This window comes from Rheinheimera sp. EpRS3 (assembly GCF_001513785.1).
Lineage (GTDB): Bacteria > Pseudomonadota > Gammaproteobacteria > Enterobacterales > Alteromonadaceae > Alishewanella.
Genome location: NZ_LNQS01000001.1, coordinates 604,130 through 620,049, shown reverse-complemented (window position 1 = coordinate 620,049; position 15,920 = coordinate 604,130). Strand labels below are relative to the sequence as shown.

General features: G+C 49.5%; 16 protein-coding genes. All 16 read right to left on the bottom strand.

The genetic code is table 11. The features are described from left to right. The 16 genes from AR688_RS02570 to ribF all read right to left on the bottom strand — a co-directional run bounded on the left by AR688_RS02570 (position 1) and on the right by ribF (position 15,896). Positions 1-372 (bottom strand): hypothetical protein, encoded by a 372-nt coding sequence (locus AR688_RS02570; protein WP_068228677.1) that lies wholly within the window; start codon positions 370-372, stop codon positions 1-3. Further along, the gene (locus AR688_RS02565) at positions 369-1,325 is read right to left on the bottom strand and encodes a PilW family protein (protein WP_082694651.1); all 957 of its coding nucleotides are present in this window, start codon (positions 1,323-1,325) and stop codon (positions 369-371) included. Before AR688_RS02565 ends, AR688_RS02570 begins: the two co-directional genes overlap by 4 nt. Before the next feature lie 2 nt (positions 1,326-1,327). Beyond that, positions 1,328-1,822: a type IV pilus modification protein PilV gene (pilV, locus tag AR688_RS02560; RefSeq protein WP_156420195.1), complete on the bottom strand. Its 495-nt coding sequence runs from the start codon at positions 1,820-1,822 to the stop codon at positions 1,328-1,330. 75 nt (positions 1,823-1,897) lie between these two features. Next, positions 1,898-2,311: a type IV pilin protein gene (locus tag AR688_RS02555; RefSeq protein ID WP_068231078.1), complete on the bottom strand. Its 414-nt coding sequence runs from the start codon at positions 2,309-2,311 to the stop codon at positions 1,898-1,900. An 8-nt stretch (positions 2,312-2,319) separates the two neighbouring features. Continuing rightward, positions 2,320-5,754 carry a pilus assembly protein gene (locus AR688_RS02550; protein WP_068228671.1) on the bottom strand — a complete coding sequence of 1,145 codons (3,435 nt, stop codon included), beginning with the start codon at positions 5,752-5,754 and terminating at the stop codon, positions 2,320-2,322. Positions 5,755-5,764: 10 nt separating this feature from the next. Continuing rightward, positions 5,765-6,280, bottom strand: a complete 516-nt coding sequence (locus tag AR688_RS02545; RefSeq protein WP_068228669.1) for a pilus assembly PilX family protein — start codon at positions 6,278-6,280, stop codon at positions 5,765-5,767. A gap of 2 nt (positions 6,281-6,282) precedes the next feature. Beyond that, entirely contained in the window at positions 6,283-7,245 is a 963-nt protein-coding gene (locus tag AR688_RS02540; protein ID WP_068228666.1) for a PilW family protein, read from the bottom strand. Further along, the gene (gene pilV, locus AR688_RS02535) at positions 7,242-7,658 is read right to left on the bottom strand and encodes a type IV pilus modification protein PilV (protein WP_068228663.1); all 417 of its coding nucleotides are present in this window, start codon (positions 7,656-7,658) and stop codon (positions 7,242-7,244) included. The genes AR688_RS02540 and pilV (AR688_RS02535) overlap by 4 nt, the downstream gene beginning before the upstream one ends. A gap of 12 nt (positions 7,659-7,670) precedes the next feature. Further along, a complete protein-coding gene (locus tag AR688_RS02530) occupies positions 7,671-8,294 on the bottom strand; it encodes a GspH/FimT family pseudopilin (RefSeq protein WP_068228660.1) in 624 nt (207 codons plus the stop codon). Positions 8,295-8,418: 124 nt separating this feature from the next. After that, complete coding sequence (locus tag AR688_RS02525) at positions 8,419-9,123, bottom strand: LytR/AlgR family response regulator transcription factor (RefSeq protein WP_068228657.1); 705 nt, start codon at positions 9,121-9,123, stop codon at positions 8,419-8,421. Further along, positions 9,123-10,151 carry a sensor histidine kinase gene (locus AR688_RS02520; RefSeq protein ID WP_068228654.1) on the bottom strand — a complete coding sequence of 343 codons (1,029 nt, stop codon included), beginning with the start codon at positions 10,149-10,151 and terminating at the stop codon, positions 9,123-9,125. Before AR688_RS02520 ends, AR688_RS02525 begins: the two co-directional genes overlap by 1 nt. Before the next feature lie 90 nt (positions 10,152-10,241). Next, complete coding sequence (ispH, locus tag AR688_RS02515; protein WP_068228651.1) at positions 10,242-11,171, bottom strand: 4-hydroxy-3-methylbut-2-enyl diphosphate reductase; 930 nt, start codon at positions 11,169-11,171, stop codon at positions 10,242-10,244. Positions 11,172-11,174: 3 nt separating this feature from the next. Continuing rightward, positions 11,175-11,612 carry an FKBP-type peptidyl-prolyl cis-trans isomerase gene (fkpB, locus tag AR688_RS02510; RefSeq protein ID WP_068228648.1) on the bottom strand — a complete coding sequence of 146 codons (438 nt, stop codon included), beginning with the start codon at positions 11,610-11,612 and terminating at the stop codon, positions 11,175-11,177. Beyond that, a complete protein-coding gene (gene lspA / locus AR688_RS02505) occupies positions 11,609-12,097 on the bottom strand; it encodes a signal peptidase II (RefSeq protein WP_068228645.1) in 489 nt (162 codons plus the stop codon). Before lspA ends, fkpB begins: the two co-directional genes overlap by 4 nt. Beyond that, positions 12,097-14,925: an isoleucine--tRNA ligase gene (gene ileS, locus AR688_RS02500; protein WP_068228642.1), complete on the bottom strand. Its 2,829-nt coding sequence runs from the start codon at positions 14,923-14,925 to the stop codon at positions 12,097-12,099. Before ileS ends, lspA begins: the two co-directional genes overlap by 1 nt. Beyond that, positions 14,922-15,896: a bifunctional riboflavin kinase/FAD synthetase gene (gene ribF, locus AR688_RS02495; RefSeq protein WP_068228639.1), complete on the bottom strand. Its 975-nt coding sequence runs from the start codon at positions 15,894-15,896 to the stop codon at positions 14,922-14,924. Before ribF ends, ileS begins: the two co-directional genes overlap by 4 nt. Positions 15,897-15,920: the final 24 nt, after the last annotated feature.

The window sequence follows — 15,920 nt, the reverse complement described above, 5'->3', positions numbered from 1 at the left end:
TTAATCTGGCTCCTGTATCAGTGTCGTTTTCAATACCAGGCTACTGTAACCGGCATAAAAAAGCCTGCTGTCTGAGTAAGCTGCAGTGTCAACCTGTATCATTTCACACTGCACAGCACCACCAGACCAGGCAGCATAGCTTGCCGGACAAGCTGTCATTGTTCGGCTGACGGCAGCAGCCTCGTCGGTCAGCGTATTAAGCACAGCTATATGTTGTGCTAATGCTTCTTGTGCAGTTTGCAACTGTTGTTGCCCGGCATAAGCTGTTTTGTGGCTTAACTGGCTAACCAATAGCATGGCTGAGATCAGCAAGCTCATCACCAACAGAAACACCAGCGCCATAATAAGCACCATGCCCTTGTGTGTTGTCATGAGCCCTCCTGCAGTGCAGCGTTCTGGAAAAAGATACTACTGCTAACCAACAACCTGCGGTAATGATCACCTGGCGCAATAAACTCTGAGCCCCCCATATCGTAGTGCTGATTATTGATATAACCGGGATCAGGCTGGCGGGCGCGAAGCAGCACATAATAGCGGATGCTGATAATACGGCTGTTTTTTTGCCACCAGAAATCTGCAGCCATCTGCTGAGTTGGCAAAAAATAATTCAACTGGCCATTCAGGTTAGTGTCAACACCGAACTCAAAATGCATACGTTCAACACCATCGAGTACAGAGTCAGTACTGATAGTGGCGCTACCAGCCTGGTTTCTGGCCAAACGCTTGCGCATCAGCACAGGCACGGTATTACCGTCTACACGCTGCAACTGCAGATAAAACACCAGATGCTGATAAGGAAAATAATCATAGGCGGCGTTAAGCCCGTGGCTGCTGCTGTCAACAAAGCGGCTGTGTTGCCAGTCTGTCTCCAGATAAAATCGGTTTTGTCGCATTTCTGTTGGCATGGCCAGTTGGCCAACAAGCCGCTTTACCTGTAATAGTTCACTATCAGGTATGGTTTGGGTAATACAATTCAGCTGGCGCCCGGCAGCAGTGCGGCTGGCATACAAAGTAACAAAGTTGCGCCCGGCCTGAGGAAAACTACCACTATCAAGTGTATCTTCAACACAATCGGGTGCCGGAGAGGCCGGCATTGGTGACGCAACAGCCAGCATAGGGTCGGCTCTGCCGCCCCAGAAACCGGTATTGGTCAATTCATTCTGAAACAAGCTCATTACCAGTTGCGCATTCTGTTGCAATTCAGATAATTGCTGGGCCTGTCTGACAGAGCGACTTAAACTGCTAAAGGCGGTTAGCACCATGCTGAGTAAAAACAGTGCCAGCAGCATAGCAATAGTTAACGTAAAACCCGAAGTCCGGCGCACAGTTACCTCCAGCGGCTTTGTACTGTAAAGCCACTTCTGCCAGCACCCGCAGCACAAGACTGGCCGGTTGGCTCGGCAGAATATGCCCGTTGCTGCCAGCTAACGTCCAGCCTTACGGCAGCCCCTTGTGACTGCAGACAAAATTCAGCCTCATAAAGGCCAGCACCATGTTGTGGTTGCAATTGGGAAAACAAATGATGTAACTGCGCATCTGCCAGTTGTTCTGCAGAGCAAGGTGTTGGAGGGGTGCATACGGGAATCACAGGTAGCTCGGTATATCGGGTAACGCGCTGGCCAACTGTAGTACTCAAACTCTGATTAGCTCTTAACTCATTGAGTAAACCATAACTCAGCGCTACAGCCTGGGTTCGCTGTGTAGCATCCTGCACCTGACGTAATGCCACCGTCTGCGCGGCCAGTATACCTAACAGGCCAACCTTTAAAACCAACAGCGTAACTAATACTTCAACCAGACTGAATCCATGTTGTAACCGCATATCCATATGCCCAAGGCCAATAAACTTAACCTTAAAGTTACAACATTATTTCAAAAGATCAAATTTAATTCTAAATTACCAGCATTGCCTTACATCTGCTACCACAAAACCACCATTAGCGCCCTTACGTCCGGCTTGATTGAGTATAAGTACACCACAATCATCTGTAGCCTGACTGCCAATTGGCGTAGCATTCAGAGTGTATGTTCTGGCGGCCTGATCTGACACAGCAAAAGTGTAGCGCGTGTCAATGTCGTTTATGCACTGCAAAGCCGGTATCTCAATCCCGCCATAGCTGAAAGACGCGGTATAACTGCGCTCCATAAACTGAGAAAGCTCGGTCAGGCAGGCTACAGCCGCTGCTCTGTTTGAACGCTGCACGTAGCCCTGATAGGAGGGGTAGGCAATTGCAGCGAGAATACCAACAATAGCAACTACCACCATTAGCTCAATCAGAGTTACGCCTTTTTGTCCGAGTGTTATCTTCATATATTTGCTCATTGGTTTGTAAGCTCACGCCAGGATACCCTACCCTGTAAAAAGCCGGGGGCTACATTAACATCCGCGATTCGGGTATCAGCCAAACCAATTATCAGACTGGCGGTGCCATCATTATTATCAAACACAACCGGTTCGCTGGGCATGCCATCAAAGCGCATGCCAGAAACAGGTGTATTAGCTCCGTTAACACTCAACCCATCATCGCCGTCAATATCTCCATCACCATTGCGGTCGAAAAACATATAGTTAAGTCTGCTGCCGGTATAAGGGCTTACAGCCATCACCCAGCCGCTTCCTTGTGGGTTACAATCGTTGTCGCCTGGCGATATTGTGTTTACAATCAAGCTATTACCTACAACCTGAGGTCTATTTACAATACGTTCCCGTGCGTCACTAAGGTCAATATACCAGCCTCGTGCTCCGGCCATATCATGTGGCGCGCCGGGTTCAACCACCCGTGCATTGTCCTGCTGAGCAATAATCTCGCGCTGTTTTAGATCAGCTCGGTTGTTAATAACCTGACCATCACGGATACCGTACCAGGTGTTTGCATCACTGCGTAACGGATCCTCAGCAGAAAGCATTTTGCCGGTACCAAAAAATATCCATAAATAACCTGTTTCAGGCTCGGAAGACAACGACACGCCGCCGGTAACAGACTGTGGGTTACCATTATCATCTACGGCCGTAAACAAAGGGGCACCGTTGTATGCCACATTCCACATGGCCGGGTTATCTGAGGACAAATCGAATTTCCATATATTGCCGAGAATATCTCCGGCAAAGAACCAATCCATATTGCCATCGCCATTGCGATCCCAGCCTTCTACCTGCCCAAGACCATTAGGCCCCCCACTGTTTGCTTCCAGCCGCTTAATAACATTGCCATTTTCCAGATCAATAACCAGCAAACCTGCTTTGTTACTGCTGTTATTATAACCATAACCGGCTATTGCAACCCATTTGCCGTTATTCAGCCGGGCAATAACAGGTTTATTGGTGGTAATGCCTAACTCAGGATAACGTTTATCCCACAGAACTTTTGTGGCGCCATCACTGACTAACCCTTGCGGGCTAGATACATCAATGGCAAATAAGCTGTCTCCACCACGGCCAAGAGAGCCAAGCAAAATTGAACGCCAACTGCCGTTAATGTAAGCATCAAATACCACTGATGAGCCATCAACATAATACTTATGCTGATAGTCCGTGCTGGCAAAATCGGCTAAATCTGCACTCTCAGTTAACATTTGTCTTGGCACATACGCCATAATTTCAGTGCCGTTATTACCATTAAACGCATGCAGCATACCGTCGTTAGCGCCAACATAAACAACCGGCGTCCTGCTGTTATTTGCAATAAGGAAAGCTCTGTAACTACTTGCTCCATCCCAGTTATAACGCTGATAATTTCGATTTACCGGCACGCCGACATACGCAGGTGAAGAATTAGCGATATCGCCTAGCAAAGACACTCTGCGACGGAACTGTGCATTTTCGCCAACTTCCAGGCTCTGATTCCCGCGTAAATAATCAACTAAATTACCTTTACCACTTAACGCATTACCATCAGCCGTTACATTTTCTGGGGTAAACGCAGCCGTGGTTCCGTTTGTTTTACCAAATAAAATATTGCGGGCACCCCATGCCGGGAAATTTGACTCCCACACTGGTGTATTTACATCATCGATATTAAAAGACTTAAGTGAGCCACTCCATTCCCCAGAGTTAAAGCTACCCTGATAAACAAAGTTATCTGCTTGCAATGATGTTGTAGTGCCAGCCAAATTAGATGCAGACGCGACCCGCTCGATGATTGCATTAAGTGTGCGCTCCAGTTGAGTAGCAAAATCATCTGGTTTATCTGCGGTAAAAAATCCACCACGGCTATTTACCGAAGCGTGTAACAGATCATCAATCTTCGCACTGTTTTTCGCAGCTTCAGTCCCGGCAAAAGGGCTTGCCCAACTTACACTTGCGTTACTATTAATGGCCGCAAAAGCCGTTACCGGATCAACATTACCAATCACGCCTAAACCAATACCAAAAGTAACCATATGCTGCCAAAAAGCAGGATTAATAGTGCTGGTCGGTACACGGTTATCTAAGTCCGTACGTAAGTCATTCTTCCAGTATTTCATGGCAACGTCAGCCAGGGTGGTACTGTGTCCATCAGTAAAGGGCGCTGTGGCCGTATATCGGTAACTGGCTCCGGTATCGCCTGTCGGCCGTAAGATCGTATTGCCTGCCGAACCATCCTGATTACCAACACCTGAAGCGGTGTCACCGTCAGACCAATATCCATCTGTCATTAATATCGTAAAGCTTTGCCGGCACGATATATGGTCTATCGATTGCTCATTACCGGCACCAGGGTTAATCCCCCAGGGGCCACGGCTATCTGCCCGGGAAAAATAACGCCCGGCAGCATCAAGTGCGGTAAGTAGTGGAGTACCCGCAGCCGGGATATCTCTGCCATAAAGATCAGAGTAAAAATTGCTCTTGGCAGAGTCTTTAAACTCGCGCACACCTCTGACAATTACGCCGGTGTTTACCCCGTCAATAGATGAGCTACTTTTGTTTAATGCACCAAAACCCACACGCATTTTTTCAGATTGGCCAACAAAAGCACGGCCTATACCTGCCCGGCTGGTTAAAATGCGCGAGCGGTGATAGGTGTACCAGTTGGCAAAATTTTGCATCTCCTGGTTATAATTACACACCCCGTTGGAGCAGTCTGTGCGTTTAGCACGGCCATGGCCGCTGTACGAGGCTGTAGTACTTTTAATTTCAACCTTTGTATAGTTGCTCCATTGCCAGGCACTACCGCTATTAAGGTAAAAATAAGTTGCCGGCCAAAAACTACGGTTATTGGTGTCATAGCTACAGCTGCCAGCGGAGTTACATTTATACCAGCGGTTACTGTTGTAACGGCCATTATTCCGGGTTAAATCCCGGGCAACTGAGTTCGCGGTATCCGCCGAAGGACAGGTGCCAGTGGCCATAGGGTTATGCCAGGCACAAGCCGGCGATGCATTAGGGAAGCTGGTACCATCAGCCCTGACCCAGGGTTTATAAGTTACGGCAGGATCATAGTAGCTTTTATTGTTTTGAGCAGAGCGGGTAAATGCATTGTACGCTTCGCCATTTTCCACCGTGGGGACATAGTTATTGTAGTCACTTGAGCCGTATACACCATTTGCCCGCGGAAAAATATAACGTTTATCCGAAAACATAATTTCATCTGGCAACAGTTCAAATTGCATTGAGCCTGAATCATCAATAATAAACATAATATTAGGCGGCACCGCACTGCCTGTTTGCAATGGCGTGTTAGAAATCTCAATAGCAGCGTGAGCTGTTGCAGAGCCAAACAGTAAGCCTGCAACAAAGGCAAACCTGAACGACGGGTTAAATCTGAACATATTCATGGATATTTCCTCAACGACGCCAAATTGTCTGCAAGGTTACCTCTGCCCGCCCCTGCGTTGCAGGGACTCTGGCAGTGATGCGAAAAGTAGGCTCCAAACATCCGGCGGGAGGGGTTGTTGCCCTGTCGCATTCAGGAGGAAAAATCCAGTCTCCCATATACTCAATAATATAATTGGCAGGATTCGCCAGGCCATCATTCATCGCAGGAGCCGGTACCCAGGTTATAGCCTGGCCCGGAGCCCAACGATCCGGTAATAATGGATCTGGTATGTCATAAACTCCGGCATTATTAATCAGGGCTACAGGGCCTCCCGGTAAAGGTGCAGCGGTAAGTAAACGCTCGGCCACCAACAAGGCGGCTTCTGCCTGCTGCAGCGCTAACTGCCTGTCATGCAGGTTACCAGTCATTTGCTCCTGTACCGTAGTGCGCTTCATATTACTAACGGCTAACAGCGTAATAGCCAGCAAAAGTAGCAAACTTACGACCAGAGCAACCCCTTGCTGCTTATATAAGCTACTTTGCATAATCACCCCAGCCTATTACGTAATGACACCAAAAACGTGATGGTTCTGACATTATCCGGCACGTTTTGCCCCTGCAATACTGAATCATCAAGTGTAACACTGACATTTACTGCAGTTATGCGCCCCCACTGCCCGGCAGCGGCTACAGCAGCTGCCTGTTGAAACAATCCGGTATCACCATTAAGGTAAGCAAACTGCAAATTAGCAACACCATATAACACTTCTTCATTAACCTGAGAGTCGCCCACTAGCGATGCTCTGTACAAAGACATAACACCAGCGTTATCACGGCTGGGGGCAACAAACCAGGCAATAGACTCAAAACGCATTAACATAGCGTTATTACTAAACCCTCGCGCCGGGCTGAGCCCACATGCCCAATCATCTTCTCCCATAAAGCCAAGATTGGCCTCACAGTTCAAACCGGCAGCGGCATGGGTAACAGACATTGCACCAGCTTCATTAACCTGAAAAATACTTGCCAGACTCTCATCACAAGCAATGGCGACTTCTCCGGCAGACAATACCGGATTAGTGTTTAAGCTGATAACTGAGCCATCATAATTACTAATAGAATTGTTGGCGCCAGAGCCAAACATCAGCCTTAAAGCCTGAGTGCCATTTGCTGGTGACAATCCGTTAATCTGAGCAACCGGAGCGGCAAGCCCCTGTATGCCACCGCCAGTGCTCCAGTCAGCCCACGCCGGCCTTACACCTGCTATAGCAATAACATTTGATACTCGCATACTGTTATTACAGCCAGAAAAACCAGCATTGCGAATGTCATGCGACATAAGCTGAAAACTCAGTCTGGCAATGCTCTGCATGTCACTTAGTGCGGCATTAGCTCTGCTGGTGGTCTGATTGGCTATAAAGACCCCTATAGCACCGCCTAACACTAACAGGCCAAGTACCATAGCAATCATCAGTTCAACGAGCGAAAATCCCCGCGAGCGAATATTCATGGCATCACCTGAGTTACAATAGAGTTTTCAGTATTTAACCGCTCGTCACCCCAGGTAATCGTCACGGTATATCTATCACCTTCCCAAGTGACAACCGGGCAGGCATCTTCACGGGTTGCCTGTTGCACATCCTGCACCCAGCCTGCAGTTCCTAATTCAACACTGCCGACACAGTCGCTAAAGGCATAGTTTCCCAGTCTGGCCGCTTGCGGATTTGCTCTTAACAGCTCAGCTAATGTATCTGTCAGTATTACAGCCATGGTTTTTTCCAGCGAGCTGTTAGTATTGCGCATACTTGAAGTTTGTAATGCCGCAACACCTAATAAACCAATTCCCAGTACCAGCACAGATACCAGCACTTCCAGCAGAGAAACGCCCTGCTGTTTATTAAAAGTGTGAACACCATTGTTCATATTATTTTCCCCTTACGCCGGATTTGCTGGTACAGGACAATTCTGCCCTTCGCTGATGCTAACAACTCTGGTTCGTCCTCCGGAGCGCATCTCAATATCACGGGTATTTTGAGATATCTGCATATTGGGTAAACAAATGCGTAAAGCACCATTTAGCGGATTATTACCATTACCACTTCGGAGCAACCCCTGAGGGCTAAAACGCACAGAATGTCCAACACCATCTATGGCAGCATTGGCCACATTACTGCTGGACAACATAACCAACCGATCAGACTGAATGATACCTGTTGCGACTACGGTAACATCTGTAGTGCCCCTCACCAGCCAGCCCTGCCAACCCGCAGCAGGCGGGGCTGAACAATTTTCTCCGTCTGTTGTATGGCAAAACACTATACTTTCATTTCGCTTGATGGCTTCAGTACGCGCCAAAATAAGCCCGGCCAGCACCTCATTAGCTTGGGCTGTTAAACGATTACTGTTTATAAGATTGGTAAAAGATGGCACAGCAACAGCCATAACGATGGCAAGCACCGCTACAGTTACCATCAGCTCGACGAGCGTGAAGCCGTGCTGTAGCTGTAGCTGTAGCGATAAAATAGTATCGGGATGTTTTTTTCTTTCAGCAGTTATCATTAGGGTAAAGTCTCTGCGAAATACCAGGCGCACTTTGATATTTAAACTTTACGCTAACAATTAAACAACGGGCATGATTTTCACGACAGGCGGTGTCATTGCCAGACCAACGGCAAACTGATAATTAAGACATATTGCTACGGATATTAGCCACTTCTCGCCGGCTGACCTCCAGCTTTTCACTGCGCCCTGCCAGCACCACCCAATGTTTACCATTGGCACTAATTAAGCGCTGAAAGTGAGCTTTATTGATCATGGTACTACGGTGAATTCGTAACAGCTTGTCTGGGTACAATTGTTGCAGCTGCACCAGGCTCTGCTCAATTATTGCCTCACCCTTGCCAAATACCATCCGCACATATTTATCTTCAGCACTGAAGTAAAGCACGTCTTTGAGGTCTATCTGACGTTTTATCCCTGCTTGTATGTAACTTAACTTTGGCTCGGCGGTTTTGCGCTCCAGATGAGCCCGGGTCTGAGTGCCTAAACGTTGCAGCGCCTGTGCCAACCGCTCTGGCGATACCGGCTTTAGTATGTAGTCAGCCGGGCCAGCCTGGTATGCGTCCAGCGCGTGTTGCGGATGGGCAGTCACAAAAATAACCGCCGGCGGTGTCGCCAGCGCCAGAATATCTGTTGCCAGAGAAATACCATCCGCCCCTGGCATGGCAATATCCAGTAATAGCAAGTCAGGCTGTAAGGCATGGATAAGCCGCATAGCCTGTGTCGCATTTTCCGCCTCGCCGACGCAATGATATCCGGCTTGTTGTGCCAGTAAACGCTGTAATCTGGCACGGGCCAGAGGCTCATCATCAACAATAAGCACTTTCATCAGCTGCCCTCCTTAGGTAGCACCAGTTTTACCCTGAATCGCCCCTCGCTGGTTGCACTGTGTAGCTGCGCACCGCTGCCATAATGTAATTGCAAGCGCTGGCGAATATTGTCCAGCGCCATGCCATTCCCGGCCTTTTGGCTGTCAGGCTGCCCAAGTGGATTAGTAATGACAATACTGACAGATTGCCTGCTTTCTACCAGTGTAAGATGCAGCCTGGCTTGTTCAGCACAATTTTCCACCCCGTGGCGCACGGCATTTTCCAGCAACGGCTGAATAGTAAGAGCCGGCAAGCTAAGCTCAGGAATATGTTCGGGTACATCCCATTGCACTACCATACGCTGGCCTAAACGCCATTGCTCAAGCGACAAGTATTGCTCAGACAACCTTAATTCATCGGCCAGAGATACGGTTTGGCCGGCATTTAGAGCTGCCCGGAACAAAGCTGATAAATTGAGCAGCGCCTGCTCTGCTGCGTTGGGGTCAACCTGTGTAAGCTCTGCTACGGTGTTCAGGCTGTTAAATAAAAAGTGCGGTTCTATGCGGGCTTGTAAGGCGTTTAATTCGGCACGGCTTTGCGCCCGGACCTGTTGGTTTCGCTCTGTATGAATAATAAAAAACTGTATGGCGATAATCGCAATAATCAGGCTGATCATCATATTTGCCAGTACAAATGCCGGTAAACTCTGCGACATATGCGGGCTTTGGCTGGCAAGCCAGGAATGGGCAATGACACTGACAAGGATAGTGGCAACTTCAAACAGCGCAATGCAGCTAATCAGCATGGCTGCCGGCTGCAGGCGGTTAAGTTGCCGTCTTAGCTGGCAAAAACATACGGTGGTAAGTAAGGCAACCCAATGCACAAACACACTGATAAGCCCAAGCCTATGCCAGGGATCAGCGGCTATACCGGGAGCAAATGCTAAAACCACCGACACAGCCTGCGCCATTACCAGCAACCGCAATACAAAACGGCCATGGCACAGATAGGGAAATTCCAGCGCGGGTAAAGCCCGGTTTATTTGCATAAGGTTGCCTGCCTGTTTAACTGTCAAGCAGCATACTATAACAACACGGGCAAACAAATAAGGCTGAGCACGCTAGGCGTCAGCCTGGTATTAACGCAGCTCTGCGGGGATAGCAAACACCACATTCTCTTCGCGGCCGGGGTTTTCGCTTACTGTTTTACCGCCCCATTGCTGCAGCTGTTTAACCACCTGTTGCACCAGCACTTCAGGCGCCGAGGCGCCGGCCGTTACGCCTACCGATTTGATACCATCAAGCCAGGCTTGCTGAATATCGTTGGCGGTATCAATTAAATAGGCGGTGCAGCCCATTTTGTCAGCCAGTTCGCGCAAGCGGTTAGAGTTACTACTGTTTTTCGCCCCCACTACCAGCAGTAAATCGGCTTTAGCAGCTAAATCTCGTACAGCGTCCTGGCGGTTCTGCGTGGCGTAACAAATATCATCTTTGCGCGGGCCTTCAATATCCGGGAAACGCTCACGCAGCGCATCAATTACATCCGCAGTGTCATCCACCGATAACGTCGTCTGACTGCTGAAACACAGCTGGGCCGGGTTTTTCACCTTCAGCGCCGCCACATCATCAACCGACTCGACCAGATAAATACCGCCGTCGGCGTTATCATACTGGCCCATGGTGCCTTCCACTTCGGGATGGCCAGCATGGCCAATCAGAATGCACTCGATGCCTTTGCGGCTGGCGCGGGTGACTTCCATATGCACTTTGGTAACCAGCGGACAGGTGGCGTCAAATACTTTCAAACCGCGCTGTTTGGCATTTTCCCGCACCGCTTGCGATACACCATGCGCACTGAAAATAACGATATTGCCATCAGGCACTTCGTTCAGCTCATCAACAAACACCGCGCCACGGCGGCGCAGGCCGTCTACGACAAACTTGTTGTGTACCACTTCATGGCGCACATAAATCGGTGGCTCGTACAGCTCCAGTGCGCGCTCAACAATGCTGATGGCGCGGTCTACGCCAGCACAAAAACCGCGCGGATTGGCTAATAAAATATCCATAACTCAGCTTACCTGTACTATTTCAACGCTGAAGGTCAGCGTCTGCCCGGCCAGCGGGTGATTAAAATCTATCGTCACCGACTCGCCTACCACTTCACGCACCAGGCCTGGCATTTCAGAGCCATCCGGCATGGTAAAACCGATAATCATGCCGGCTTTAGCCGGTGCATCGGCAGAGAACTTACTGCGGTCAACATAATAAATATTATCCGGGTTTGGCATACCGTAGGCATCCTCCGGCGCCAGCGTAAAGGTTTTTTTATCACCCGCTGTCAGGCCATTTAGCTGCGCTTCAAACGCAGGAGAAATACTGCCATCGCCCATCTGCAGTTTGGCTGGCTTGTTATGCACCCGAGTGCTTTCTGCTGCGCTGCCATCTGATAACTTAATATCAAAGTGAAAAATTACGCTGCTGTTGGCGCCTATTACTGCGTTTGTCACTTTTTCACCTCGTTATTACTAAAGCTGTCCCAAATAAGTAAGGCGGCACCAATACAAATGGCCGAGTCGGCAATATTAAACGCCGGATAATGCCAGTTCTGATAGTACAAGTGGAAAAAGTCTATTACGTAACCATAGATACTGCGATCAATCAGGTTACCAATAGCCCCCGCCAACACCAAACTCAGCGCCAGGTTCAGCTTTAACTGCGTTTTACTGTTGCGTGCCAGCCATACCGCCAGCACGCAGCTGATAGCTACGGCAATAAAGGTAAAAAACCAGCGCTGCCAGCCACCAGCATCACTTAAAAACGAGAAGGCCGCGCCATAATTACGTACATAGGTAAAGTTAAAAAACGGCAACAGTTCAATCGAATCAAACAGCTGCATATTGGCAATTACCACCTGCTTACTGATCTGGTCCGCCACCAGCACCAACAGCATTAACCACCACAGCCGCCAACCGCTATCTTTAAATAATGTCATTATGCAAATGCCCGCTGTTCGCCTTCACCTTCTACGTTGCTAACGCAGCGCAGACACAACTCAGCATGCGCTGCATTGGCACCGACATCATGGCGGTGATGCCAGCAACGGCCACATTTGGCTGCGGTGGAAGCAGCAACATACACGCTTAAGCCGGCTAATTCGGTTTGCACCGCATCGGCAGGTACGGCTTCGATGCTGACCTGCGCCGTAGAAGTGATCAGCACAAAACGCAGCTCGTCACCCAGTTTGGCTAAATCGGCCGCCAGTGCTTCTGATGCATATAACGTTACTTCAGCTTGTAGTGAAGCACCGATTTTATCTTCGCGGCGCGCCGCTTCCAGCACCTTGTTAACTTCGTCACGCACCTGCAGCAATTGCTGCCAGAAGGCATCGTCAAACTTACCGCCGGTGACACCGCTAAAACCGGTATACCAAACATCAGTAAACACGAACTCTTGCTGCTGGCCCGGTAATTCCTGCCAGATCTCCTGAGCAGTAAAGCTCATTACCGGCGCCATCCAGCGCACCATCGCCTGGGCAATATGGTACAACGCGGTTTGGCACGAGCGCCGCGCCACGCCTTCGCTGTGCGCGGTATACTGGCGATCTTTAATCACATCCAGATAGAAACTACCCAGCTCAACGGTGCAGAAGTTCATCAGCTTCTGGCTTACCTGATGGAACTGATAGTTATCGTAGGCATCGATAATCTCCTGCTGCAACTTAGAGGCGCGGTTCACTACCCATAAATCCAGCTCAACCATCTTATCAAACGGCACTAAATCGGTAGCCGGATTAAAGCCGTTTAAGTTTGCCAGTAAAAAACGCGCGGTGTTACGGATACGGCGGTATTTGTCGGCAGCACGGTTTAATATTTCATCCGACACCGTCATCTCTGACGTGTAATCGGTAGTGGCCACCCATAAGCGCAAAATGTCGGCGCCTAATTTGTTCATCACGTCCTGCGGTGATACCACATTGCCTAAAGACTTCGACATCTTGCGGCCATCACCGTCTACGGTAAAGCCATGTGTCAGCACTTGCTTGTACGGCGCTTTATGTTTAATGCTAACCCCGGTCATCAGGGACGACATAAACCAGCCACGGTGCTGATCAGAGCCTTCCAGATATAAATCAGCCTGATCAGCGCCACCAAATTCCGGCCGCTCTTCCACTACGCAGGCATGGGTTACACCAGAGTCGAACCAAACATCCAGGGTGTCAGTTACCTTAACGTATTGTTTTGCATCATCACCGAGCAGAGTTTCAGCCGTTAAATCAAACCAGGCCTGAATGCCGTTTTGCTCAACCAGCTTGGCAACCTGTTCCATTAATGCCTGGGTATCCGGGTGCAATGCGCCGCTGTCTTTATCAACAAACAGTGCTATTGGCACACCCCAGGTGCGCTGACGTGAGATACACCAGTCTGGCCGGCCTTCAACCATTTTTTCAATCCGTTGTTGGCCCCAATCCGGGATCCAACGGGTTTGCTCAATTTGCTCAAGCGACGTAGCACGCAGGCCCTGCTGTTCCATGCTGATAAACCACTGCGGCGTAGCCCGGAAAATTATCGGCGTTTTATGCCGCCAGCAGTGCGGGTAGCTGTGCTTATAAGCTTTATGCACCAGCAGTGCGCCAGCTTCTTTTAATGCTTCTACTACGCTGTCGTTGGCTTTAAATACATGCTGGCCGGCAAACAGCGGCGTATCCGGCAGATAAACGCCGTTCGCGCCCACTGGGTTGGCTACTTCGAGGTTATATTGTTTACCGACAATAAAGTCTTCCTGACCGTGGCCAGGCGCGGTGTGCACGCAACCGGTACCGGATTCAGTAGTAACGTGCTCCCCCATAATCAGCGGTACGGTAAAGTTGTACAACGGGTGCTGTAATTGTACTAATTCCAGCGCTGCCCCCTTAGCAAAACCCAGAGCGTGGTAATGCTCAATACCGGCTCGCGCCATCACGTCTTTTACCAAATCTGTAGCAATAATTAAACGCTCGGCGCCCAACGGGCCCTGCTCTACCTGCACCAGGCTGTAATCGAGCTTGGCGTTTAATGCCACCGCACGGTTAGCCGGAATAGTCCAGGGCGTGGTGGTCCAGATCACGACCGATACTTTGCCACTGCCACGTTTACCTTCAGGATGATCAAAGCGGTCTACGGCAGCGTCATCTACCACAGCAAAACGTACATCAATCGCCGGAGATATTTTATCCTGATATTCCACTTCCGCTTCAGCCAGCGCTGAGCCACAGTCGGTACACCAGTGCACCGGCTTAAAGCCCTGCTGTAAATGGCCGTTAGCAATAATTCTGCCCAGTGAGCGGATTATATTGGCTTCAAAGCCATAATCCATGGTGCGGTACGGGTTTTGCCAATCGCCCAGCACACCTAAACGGATAAAATCGGTGCGCTGTGCATCAATTTGTGTGGCGGCATATTCGCGGCACTTTTGCCTGAATTCTGCCGGTGTCAGCTTAGCACCCGGCTTGCCGTATTTTTTTTCCACTACCAGTTCAATCGGCAGGCCGTGACAGTCCCAACCCGGTACATAGGGCGCGTCAAAATCGTCCAGCGTTTTCGCTTTAACGATAATGTCTTTCAGAATTTTGTTAACCGCATGCCCGATATGAATATTGCCGTTAGCGTAGGGTGGGCCGTCGTGCAGAATAAAGGTTTTTTTACCTTTTTTCGCTGCACGGATTTTGCCGTACAAATCGGCTTCGGTCCATTTGGCCAGCATTTGCGGCTCACGCTGCGCCAGATTGGCGCGCATCGCAAAAGCCGTTTCCGGCAAATTCAGGGTATGCTTGTAGTCGCTCATCCGTTGGGTTCCGTCTTATAAGTAGTGGCATGCGCTGGAGTTAAAGCGTCATGCTGAAAAAATGCTTTTGCTGCTATCACATCAGCAGCAATTTGTTGTTGTAACGCGGCCAAACCGTCGAAGCGTTGTTCGTTACGCAACTTATGCTGCAATAACACTTCTATTTGGCTGCCGTATAAATCGCCTTTAAAATCAAACAAATGTGCTTCAAGCTGCTGCCTCTGGCCCTGTACAGTCGGCCGGTTACCAATATTAGCTACACCATAATAGGTGCCAAATACCGTGTTAGCCGTAATAGCATACACACCGGCTACCGGTAGCTTACGCCGGTATAAAAATACATTGGCAGTAGGAAAACCCAGATCGCGGCCTAATTTGCGACCATGCCGCACACGGCCGGTTAAAGCAAAAGGCCGGCCCAGCATCTCTGCCGCCAGCGTTAAATTGTCATCAGCCAGTGCCTGACGGATCAAAGTACTGCTGATGCGCTGCTGGCCCAATACTAAACTGGAGGTGCTGCACAAGCTGAACAGGTATTGCTCAGACGCTGATGCCAATAACTCAAAATTACCGCTGCGGTTAATGCCAAAGCGAAAATCATCACCGACAATTAAATGCTCTACGCCCAGCTGCTTTAACAACAACTGCTGAACAAACTGCTCTGGCGCCTGGGCGGCAAAAGCGGGTGTAAAATTAACACATAGCAAGCGGTCTATACCCAACTGCGCCAGCGCAGCGTATTTTTCCCGAAACCGCGTTAAGCGCGCAGGTGCTGCGGTACCGGCAAACAATTCCAGCGGTTGCGGTTCAAACAGCATCACGCAGGAGGGCAGCTGCATTTGTTTGGCAATAGCCACTACTTTATGCAACACAGCCTGATGGCCCAAATGCACACCATCAAAATTACCAATGGTAAGTACACAACCGCGATGCCGGGACTGAATATTGTGTAAGCCGCGAATTAACTCCATGCCTGCCGTTTCTGAATACTGATT